The organism is Ruegeria sp. SCP10, from assembly GCF_040329495.1.
Classification (GTDB): domain Bacteria; phylum Pseudomonadota; class Alphaproteobacteria; order Rhodobacterales; family Rhodobacteraceae; genus Ruegeria.
Genome location: NZ_JBDZYF010000027.1, coordinates 1 through 10,212, shown reverse-complemented (window position 1 = coordinate 10,212; position 10,212 = coordinate 1). Strand labels below are relative to the sequence as shown.

Genomic DNA, 10,212 nt, shown 5'->3' with positions numbered 1-10,212 from the left:
CACACAGTGCACTGGGCTATCGCCCGCCAGCACCTGAAACCATCATCCCAATGGATTACAGGCCGATGATGCACTAACAATCAGGTTGGACCAGTCAGATGAGGCTGCTCAAAGGCATAGAAAAGCTCAGGCGCAGTGATGTCAGCGTGCGAGTCATCAGTTGGTGGTAGGTGACCACCTAGTTCTTCAACGAACTGTTCTCTAAATTGGTGTCCTAGGCTGCCTGGCAGGACTACATTGTTCCAAGACGAATCCATTTGTGTTGGTTGCGGGTCACCCCAAGCACGTCAGCGCCTAAATCGCAAATCCTCCATAACTAAGCTTGAGCCCACCAACCGCAGTGAACGGTAAGGCTCTATTTATCCCCTGTGCGCCAAAGCGAAGTTTTGAGGTGAGTGGCAACTCGCTCTTGTCAGTGCACAGTGCATGTTTCTTGGTCAGACTGTACGCTCTTGAACCGCCTCGTGAAGGCGTTAAGTTGTGTTTCAGATGTACAAAAAACAGAGAATGCGACGCAGATGTGCGACAATATTTGACAGTTCTGAAAAATATAACTGACCGCAGCAACGTTGCATTGGAATGAACTTCTTGCACTCAACACTGAGTTGATGCTGGCAATAAGGGTAGTACATGCGTCAATCCGAACTAAGAGAAATACTGGCAGGGCGATTAAGATTTCTGGCTGAAAAAGTTGGGTCCGCGAAACACCTCGCTGATATTGCAGGTGTAAACCGAACCCAGATGAGTAGGTATCTGGCGGGAACTTCGGTACCCAGGGCCGAACTTCTGGCTCTGGTAGGAAAGCAACTTGGCATTCCGTTGGACTGGTTTTTCGCAGAAGGTGATGCTGAAAAAGAACTTGCTGAACTCGCATTCGGCACGTCCATGCGTAACGCAGTCCAGCACCGTAAATTTGAACTTCCGGAAGATTTTCTACCCGAAGGCTTCTATCTTTTTTGGAAACAGATGTTCTCAGATTGTAAAAAGGTTGAGGTGCTTCTGGGGAAAGTCACAAAAGATGCCGGGGTACACAAGATGCGAATTAGTATGATCCGCATCGCCTCTCAATTTGGCGAATTAGGCACCCTTTGGGAATACGATAGTGAATGCAATAGCACCCTTTTCTTGAGCGCGGGAAATCTATGCATGTTATCATTTGACGGGTTCGACAACATACTTGTGTTGGGTCACTTGCAAAAACGCACGTTTTCGAATTATCGCGCGCTTCCAACGCATATTTTTTCAGGAACATTTTATTGCCCGCAAACGGAATCTCCCGATAGGTCAACGATAGTGAAGGGGGCGCTGGAGAAGATACCGGACTCGACATCTCACGTGCTGAGAGCCGCCCGAAGATGCGGCAGAGTAAATCTGGACGAGGTGCCTAGTTACATTCAGTCGCTGTTCCATGAATCAGATTGAATATCGGGCCCTTTATGGTCGAACACTCTCTGAGTTTATGCGCCATTGGCACCAAAAACCCTGACGACGGACAGGCAGAGGTTGGTCTTTGATCATCTTTTTTATCCTGCGAGGGGTGTGATGTAGCGTGCACCGCGCCCTGGCAACAACGCTCGCGCCGCATGCAGAATTGCGTTCGCGTCAATTCCATGCAGATGATAGGTGTCATCTACTGTTGCAGCCTGTCCAAAATGCTCCACCCCAAGGGATTTGGTACGGTGGCCATGCACTCCGCCAAGCCAGCTAAGGCCCGCCGGATGTCCATCGGCAACGGTCACCAACCCAGCGTCACGCGGCACATTGGCGAACAGTTTCTCGACATGTGAAAGCGCCGCGCTGTCACCACGTTGTCGGGCGCGCTCGGCAGCCTGCCATCCTGCGTTCAGCCGATCTGCGGATGTCACAGCCAATACAGCGACGTCCCGAACGTCATCGGATAGTAGTCCTGCCGCTTGAATAGCTTCGGGTGCGACAACACCTGTGTAGGCGAGCACGACCGCGCTTGTTGCGGTTGGGGGCCTCATCCAGTACCCGCCCGCGATCACGTTTTGCGCAAGGTCACCGGTCATGTCGCGCCCGATTTGTTCCTGCGGTACCGTGGACAAGCGCAGATACACAGATCCGCCCTTTTCGTCGCGTAGCCAGTTTTGTTCAGCCTGCGGTGCTGCGCCATCCCGTTGCATATATTCGAACCCCCAACGCATGATCACGTTAAGTTCGTCCGCATAAGCAGGCTCGAACGTTGCAAGCCCGTCCTGTGCCATACCGATTAGAGGTGTCGAAATGGATTGGTGTGCTCCGCCCTCATGGCTAAGCGATACACCAGAGGGGGTTGCAGCCAGCATGAAACGCGCATCCTGATAACAGGAATAGTTCAATGCATCGAGCCCGCGGCAAATAAACGGATCATAAACCGTACCGACCGGAAATAACCGCTCGCCAAATAGTGAATGAGACAGACCTAGCGCGCCCAGGAACGTGAACAGGTTGTTCTCAGCGATGCCAAGTTCAATATGCCGCCCGTCCCTATGCCTGCGCCACTTTTGTGTCGAAGGGATTTCCTGATCGCGAAACACATCGCTTTGCTCAGCTTTTGCAAACAGGCCAGTCTTGTTGATCCAAGGACCGAGGTTGGTAGAGACCGAAACATCAGGTGATGTGGTAACAATCCGCTCGGCGAGGGCCGGAGCTTCACTGGCGATGGCCGACAGTATCTGCCCAAACGCTTCCTGGGTGGAGGCAACGTTTTTGATCCTTGGCCGGGCCATTTCATCAACCCTGATCGGGGTAGCGGTATGGCGGCGGGGTCCCTTGGCGTTAAACGGGACATTATTCAGAAACGCCTGAACGTCTTCTTGGTCAACACCGATGCCCGCAAAGCGTTCCCATTCATGGCCCGCATCTATCCCCAAATCATCGCGCAGACCTTCAATCTGCGCCGTGGTCATGATCCCGGCGTGATTGTCCTTATGTCCAGCAAGGGGCAGCCCATGACCTTTCACTGTGTAACAGATAAAACAAACCGGTCGATCGTGGTCGATGGCCTTCATTGTCCCAGATATCAGTCCGGCATCGTGCCCCGCCAGATTGCCCATCAACTGCGCCAGTGCGTCATCATCATGATCCGCCACCAGCGCCAGCGCCTCGTTATTGCCGGTGAAATCCTGCTCCAGTTGTGCGCGCCATGCAGCACCACCTTTGAACGTCAGAGCTGAATAAAGCGCGTTTTCACAGCTATCGATCCAATCGCGCAAATACTCACCACCTGGTCGCCTGAAAGCGGCTTGCATAAGCGAGCCATATTTCAGTTCAATCACTTCCCACCCGCAGGCGAGGAATATATCGCGGAACCTTGCGTTCAGCCCTTCGGTGACGACGCCATCAAGCGATTGCCGGTTATAGTCGATGACCCACCAGCAATTGCGCAGGTCGTGTTTGGCGCCTTCAAGAAGCGCCTCATAGATATTGCCTTCGTCTAGCTCAGCATCGCCAACCAACGCAATCATTCGGCCTTTGGGCTGGTTGAGCCATCCATGGCTGGCCAGATAGTCCTGCGTTAGGCTGGCAAACGCCGTCATCGCAACACCCATCCCGACCGACCCGGTCGAGAAGTCGACATCATCCTTGTCCTTGGTGCGCGATGGATAGGGCTGTGCGCCTCCAAGACCACGGAAATCCTGCAACTGCTGCAGGCTCTGGTTTCCAAGAAGATACTGGATCGCATGGAAGACCGGGCTCGCGTGCGGTTTGACTGCGACACGAGCCTCCGGGCGCAGCACATCGAAATATAGCGCGTTCAGTATCGCATTCATCGAGGCTGATGACGCCTGATGACCACCCACCTTGATCCTGCCCTTGGCGCGAATGTGGTTGGCATTGTGGATCATCCACGATGACAGCCAGAGCGTCTTTTTCTCAAGCGCTGCGCGAATTTCCAATTCGTTCGTCATCTCAGCTAACCCGCCGCAACGCTGTGCCGTCATTAGCAAAAAGATGAGCGTTTTCTGTCTGAATGCGCAGACCAAGCTGTTCGCCAGACTTTACGGGGATATTGCCATGCTTGCGCACCATCATTGACCCGATGCCTTCGACATTCGCATAGATGTTCGTGTCCGAGCCCAGATGTTCAACAACATCAGCCACGGCCGAAAGATCACCTGTGCCATTGTCCACGACATCAATATGCTCTGGTCTTACCCCCAGCTCTTTCGCCTGTGCAGTAAGAGGTTGATCAGGAAGTTCGATTTCGGCTCCGTTTCCGGCGGTCACACCTGTATCGGTTCCAGTGACAGGGACGACATTCATGGTGGGTGAACCGATGAACTGCGCAACAAACTTGTTGGCCGGACGTTCATAAAGTTCCAACGGACTGCCGACCTGTTGGATATCCCCGCCATTCAGAACAACGATCCGGTCTGCCAGCGTCAAAGCCTCAACCTGATCATGTGTCACGTAGATCATGGTTGCGCTGAGTTTTTGATGCAGCCGCGCAATTTCCAGCCGCATCTCGACACGCAGCGCCGCATCGAGATTTGACAGAGGCTCGTCAAACAGGAAGGCCCGCGGATCACGGATGATGGCTCTGCCCATGGCAACCCGCTGACGCTGACCGCCGGAAAGGGCCTTGGGCAAGCGATCTGTCAGGTTGGATAGGCCCAAAGTTTCCGCTGCCTGGGCGACTTTTGATTTACGTTCTGCCAGCGGGTCTTTGCGGATTTCCATCGAAAAACCCATATTCCGCGCGACATCCATATGCGGATAAAGAGCATAGGATTGGAACACCATCGCAATGTCTCGATCCCTTGGTCTCACGTCGTTCATACGCTCGCCATCAATCAGGAAATCGCCGTTTGATATCGGCTCAAGACCGGCAATCATGCGTAGCAGAGTGGACTTGCCGCAGCCCGAAGGACCCACCAGAACGATGAACTCACCATCCTGGATCTCGAGGTCGATGTTGCGCATGACCTCAACGGATCCATATCGTTTTGCAACGTCACGAAGTTCGATACGTGCCATGATCTGGCCTCCTATCCTTTGACCGCGCCGGACGTGAGGCCCTGCACGAGATAGCGTTGAATGAAGATGAAGAAGAGACAGCTTGGGATCAGCGCCAGCACGCCGGCTGCCATCATTTGCCCCCAATCGACCGAGAACTTGGAAACAAACGTCAACAGGCCAACCGGGAAGGTCATTGCGTCATTCTTCGAAATCAGCATCAGCGCAAACAGCAACTCTGACCATGCTGCAGTGAAGACAAATCCAAGCGTCGCCCCAAGACCGGGCAATGTCAGTGGAAACACGACTTTGCACAGCGCCTGAAATCGCGAACATCCATCCATCATTGCCGCGTCTTCCAGATCTTTGGGAATGCCGTCAAAGAAGGACTGCATCAGGAATGTTGCAAAGGGGATGTTAAACGCGGTGTAGACAACGATCAGGCTGATCAGCGAATTCAGCAGTCCGAGGTCTGCCACGATCTTGTAGATCGGGGCAATGATCATCAGCAGCGGAAACATCTGTGTGACCAGCATTAGTGCAATGATGATCCGTTTGCCCGCAAATACGAAGCGTGAAAAGGCATAGCCCGCCCCGGCTGCAAACAGAGTGGTAAAGAAGGCTGCCCCTAGGGATACAACCAGTGAGTTTCTAAAGTAGGCCACAAAATCAGTTTGGAAAATGACCGTCGTGAAGTTCGAGAACGTGATCTCGCTTGGAAACAGCCTGGTGCCTTCAGAATAAATCAGCGCATCTGGCGTCAATCCGATTTTGAGCAACCAATAGAGTGGGAACAGCGCAAAGATCAGATAGAACGCAAGCGCCGCGTATTTTCCCACGATCAATGCGGGGTTGGGGTTCCTGACGGCTGACATGGCCAACTCCTCAAATCTTGACCAGCTTCTTACGAAGCCAGAGCAGGATGACAGCGTAGATCAGAAGGATTACCAGAAGTGCCACGGCGATGGTTGACGCATAGCCAAAATCCAGTTTGCGGAAGGCCGTGGTGAAGATGTAGGTCGACAGAATTTGTGTCGAATTTGCAGGCCCACCGCCGGTCATCACGAAGATCAGGTCAGCAAAGTTTGCGATCCAGATCGTCCGCAGCATAACCGTGATCGCGATCATCGGCGCAAGGAAGGGCAAAGTGATCTTGGTGAAAGTCTGCCATGGGCTCGCTCCATCAACTTCCGCTGCTTCGTAAAGCTCACCGGGTATCGATTGCAACGCCGCCAGCAATGTGATGGCAAAAAACGGCACGCCGAACCAGATATTCGCAGTGATTGGGCCCCACATGGCAAGCTTAGGATCACCGAGGATGTTGTAAGGCTCTGACAGAATGCCAAGTGCCGCCAGCCAATGCGGTAGCGGACCGATGACCGGGTTGAATAGCCACGCCCATGTCAGCGCGGAGAGAAAGGTCGGGACGGCCCATGGTAAGAAAACGAGGGCCTGAAACAGCTTCTTACCAAAGAACTGTGTGTTCAAAAGCATGGCAAGGCCAAGGCCAAGCAAAAATTGGAACGTGATCGACCAGAAAGTCCAGAACAGCGTGTTCTCCATCGCGATCCAGAACTTGCGATCACTCCAGAGATCGACGTAGTTTTCCAACCCGATCCAGCCGGAGTCAAAAGGCTTCAACAGCTCAATGGATTGGAATGAGTAGGAGATTCCGATGATCAGCGGGATCATGATCACCGCACCGATAAGAAGGATCGCGGGCGACAGATAGAAGAACGGCTCGACCATATATTGCAGGTAAAGCGAGCGTCGCGCCCGGGTTTCCCCGGGCCTGACAGTTTTTTGAGCGCGAGCAATCACTGGTTTGCCTTCCATTTGGCGTGCTCGTCAGTGAGGAACTCTGCCCACTCATCCGCCACGTCCTGAGCACTGCGCTGGCCCAGCAAAGCTTCCTGGCTGGTTTCCAGCAGAAGCGTGCTGCCAAAATAGCCCCATTGCTCAAGGTTGGTTGGCATTGTGGTCGGCACATATTGCTCGCCATTCAGTTCCTCGAACCAGCCTTTGAACTGCTCGGTCTGGAAATGCGGATCCTGATCAGCACCTTTGTGGATCGGAATAACGCCTACCCGTTTGGCCCATGTGGCGTTGGCCTCTGGCGAGGACAGAGCTGCGACCAGGTCAAAGGCTTCGTCTTCGTGCTCGGTCGCGTTGAAGATCGACCAGCCTGCAAAACCAATGGTCGGGAACGCTTTGCCTGAAGGTCCGACCGGCATCGGAATAACTGCAAAGTCCTCTGCTGGCATCCGCTCGGCAATGGCGATCAGCGCATCAGGGTCCTGATCAAGGAATGCACAGGTGCCTGAATAGAAACCAGCCACGATTTCGTTGAATCCCCAGCTAACGCTGTCCTTGGGTGCATATCCGTTCTGATACATGTCGATCATGAACTGGATGCCTTCGACCGAGCCGGGCTCATTGATGCGGCTGACGCCATCTTCTGTGAAGAATTCGTTGGTGCCGTTCATCGCTGCGGCGAACATGATCCAGCCATTGGTGCCGCCGGGACCACCGCGCAAACAATACCCGTATTTACCATCAAGCTCGGATACCGCCGCCGAGGCTGCCTTGAACTCTTCCATCGTTGTCGGAGGAGCATCGACGCCCGCTTCGGCCAGCAGTTTCTTGTTGTAGAACATCGCCCGCAGGTAGAAGCCATAAGGGATCATATAAAGATCACCCGCTTGGCTGCCCATTGCGACGGTCTTGTCGGTCAGTGTTGCCCCGTGGTCCCATCCGGCTACATGGTCTTTGAGGCTGACCAGTTGGTCGGATCCTGCATAGAGAGCCTGCCACGTGTCGGGCATTTCAACCACATCCGGGATGTCACCGCCCGCTACCATTGTGGCCAGTTTTTCAAATGCGCTGCCCCATGGCAGCGACACGATCTCAACCGTGACGTCAGGGTTGGCGGCCTCAAACTCGTCGACAATCCCCTGCAGCACCTCGGTACGCTCGGGGCTTGTGATCACCTCAACCAGCTTCAGTGTGGTCTCGGCATACGAAGCCGATCCCATGAGCATGGCAGCAGCTGTCATTCCTGTTAGTAGTTTTTTCATGTTTTCCTCCTGTTGGTTTTAATTTCTGCTTGGGATCGCATTTCTAAGCGGTACTTTTCTCGAGCGCTGATGCGAAATCGGCCCATAGATCGTCAGCAGACTCGAGCCCAAGATTCAGGCGCACCAGATTGGGCGAGACGCCAAATTTCTGCATTGAATTCTGTTCGCCCGCCTGAGCCAAGCCAACGCGCGCCGGCAGGATCAGGCTTTCGAAACCACCCCAACTCACGCCGAGGCGGAACAGGCTCAGAGCATCGGAAAACTTTGCGATATCGACACTGTCATCGAACTCGATTGACATGAGGCCAGACCGGCCCGACAACCCTGGAACGTCGTTGGCGCCGGGTGAATTGATCTGTCGAACTTGTGGAACAGTTGCTAGGCGATCAACGAACATATTGGCCGTCGACTGATGTTGCATCATGCGCGCACTCAAAGTCCTGAGGCCGCGCGTCAGCAGGAACGCTTCAAAAGGAGCCAGCTTTGCACCGAGCAAGGGTAGGGTCAGATCACGGATGCGGGCGATATGGTCCAGGGAGGCGACCACCACGCCCGCAACCGTGTCCGAATGCCCCGAAATATACTTCGAGGCTGAGTGGATGACGATATCGATGCCCAGTGCGAGGGGGTGTTGAAACACCGGGCTGGCCCAGGAATTGTCGATCATCGTCAGCACATTGTGACGCTTGGCGTGTTCAGCGACACGACGCAGATCCATTGCTTCAAAAACGACCGATCCAGGGCTTTCCAGATAGGCCAGCGTCACATCAGCAAGAAGATCCGGGTCATTCTCAAAGCGTTCCGGTGCATGGTATTCGATGTGCACCCCGAAGGGGCGCAACATGCGCTCCAAAAACCGGAATGTATCCGGATAGACATGCTCGACGCAGGCGATCCGGTCACCGGGTTTAACGAATGCCAAGAGCGTTGAAGAAATGGCCGCCATCCCGGAAGCGAAACCAACCGCTGCTTCCCCCTGCTCGGCTTGAGCCATAAGTTTTTCAAACGCCGCAACGGTTGGGTTTTCCACGCGCGTGTAAATTGCAGAATCCGATCGGCCCGCCATCCTGTCTTCGAAACACTGGTAGCTATCGAACGTAAACAGCGAGGTTTGAACGATCGGAGGTGTCACTGCCCCTTCAGAGTCGGCCAGTACCGCTGCTAGCAGGGTTGCGATGTCTCTATGATCAGACATTCTGGCTCTCCATGATCTGGAGAATTTCCGCTTCGACCATATCCATGATCTCGCCGACAATCCGAGCAGCTTCCTCTGCATTCCCGGTGACAACCGCCTCGGCAAGCTGGCTATGTATCGGGATTGTCGCCTGACCCAAATGAGGCTGGCCGAACGGTGCTTCGTAAACCTCGTTGAACCCCTGCTGGATCTGACGGATCAATTGCCCGAACAGAGGGTTTCCACAAGCGTCATGCAGTGATGAGTGGAACCGGTAGTCAGCCTGACGCCAATCCTCGCCGGCAGCATGTGTGGCTATAAGCTCGGCAACGCGGGCTGTAATCAAGCGGCCCTGTGCTTCAGTACAGTTTAGTGCCGCCAGCCGTGCCGCTTCGATTTCCAATGGACGGCGTACAGCGTGGGTCCGCAACAAGCTTTCTGCTTCAAGCTTCAATGTCAGAGGAAGGTGAATCGCATTTGCTGACACTTCGGCCGCCAAACGTGTTCCGGCTTTCTTGTTGCGAACAACGATGCCCATGTTCTGCCAACTCGTCAGCGCTTCGCGGACTTTTGCCCGCCCAATTCCAAGCCGGCGTGCAATTTCCACTTCCGGAGGCAGACGGTCGCCAATTTTTAGACCTTCCGCATCAATCATCGAGGACAGCGCATCCAGAACATCCCGGCTGGTGCTGCCGGAGGGCAGCTCCTTAAGCGAGTTTCCTGCGTCATCGCTTTGCTTCTGGGGTGGCAAATTTTCTGTCACGTGCGGTGGCTCCGAATCAAGTTAACTACAACAATACAATTAATGTCGGACAAAATATACCGTAATGTCGGACATTATTTTGTCGAGGCAATCTAAGAGGTATTGCCTGGGTCAGAACTGAGACAGTAGCCCCGTTTTTGCAGGGTTTTGTCATTTTGCGGCCCATAGCGGATGAGGTGGATGGCTCCTGCTCCACCGGCATCGCACGTGCCAAAGTGCAGTTGTCATCGACTGCTAGG

General features: G+C 54.0%; 8 protein-coding genes. 1 reads left to right on the top strand and 7 read right to left on the bottom strand.

Annotated elements, in window-relative coordinates; translation table 11 throughout:
• Positions 1–630 precede the first annotated feature (630 nt).
• A complete protein-coding gene (locus ABLN87_RS21650; RefSeq protein WP_353014168.1) occupies positions 631–1,422 on the top strand; it encodes a helix-turn-helix domain-containing protein in 792 nt (263 codons plus the stop codon).
• A gap of 101 nt (positions 1,423–1,523) precedes the next feature.
• Here ABLN87_RS21650 and ABLN87_RS21645 read toward each other — a convergent pair whose 3' ends face one another.
• From ABLN87_RS21645 to ABLN87_RS21615, 7 genes are read right to left on the bottom strand one after another with little or no spacing between them, the layout of a single operon-like run.
• Positions 1,524–3,911 carry a transketolase gene (locus ABLN87_RS21645; RefSeq protein ID WP_353014166.1) on the bottom strand — a complete coding sequence of 796 codons (2,388 nt, stop codon included), beginning with the start codon at positions 3,909–3,911 and terminating at the stop codon, positions 1,524–1,526.
• A gap of 1 nt (position 3,912) precedes the next feature.
• The gene (locus tag ABLN87_RS21640) at positions 3,913–4,980 is read right to left on the bottom strand and encodes an ABC transporter ATP-binding protein (RefSeq protein ID WP_353014165.1); all 1,068 of its coding nucleotides are present in this window, start codon (positions 4,978–4,980) and stop codon (positions 3,913–3,915) included.
• 11 nt (positions 4,981–4,991) lie between these two features.
• On the bottom strand, positions 4,992–5,834 hold the full coding sequence (locus ABLN87_RS21635; protein WP_353014164.1) for a carbohydrate ABC transporter permease: 843 nt from the start codon (positions 5,832–5,834) through the stop codon (positions 4,992–4,994).
• A gap of 10 nt (positions 5,835–5,844) precedes the next feature.
• Positions 5,845–6,795, bottom strand: coding sequence for a carbohydrate ABC transporter permease (locus ABLN87_RS21630; protein ID WP_353014162.1), 951 nt, complete (start codon positions 6,793–6,795; stop codon positions 5,845–5,847).
• Complete coding sequence (locus ABLN87_RS21625) at positions 6,777–8,036, bottom strand: ABC transporter substrate-binding protein (protein WP_353014160.1); 1,260 nt, start codon at positions 8,034–8,036, stop codon at positions 6,777–6,779. Before ABLN87_RS21625 ends, ABLN87_RS21630 begins: the two co-directional genes overlap by 19 nt.
• Before the next feature lie 43 nt (positions 8,037–8,079).
• Complete coding sequence (locus ABLN87_RS21620; protein WP_353014158.1) at positions 8,080–9,231, bottom strand: aminotransferase class I/II-fold pyridoxal phosphate-dependent enzyme; 1,152 nt, start codon at positions 9,229–9,231, stop codon at positions 8,080–8,082.
• Entirely contained in the window at positions 9,224–9,973 is a 750-nt protein-coding gene (locus tag ABLN87_RS21615) for a FadR/GntR family transcriptional regulator (RefSeq protein ID WP_353014156.1), read from the bottom strand. Before ABLN87_RS21615 ends, ABLN87_RS21620 begins: the two co-directional genes overlap by 8 nt.
• Positions 9,974–10,212 lie beyond the last annotated feature (239 nt).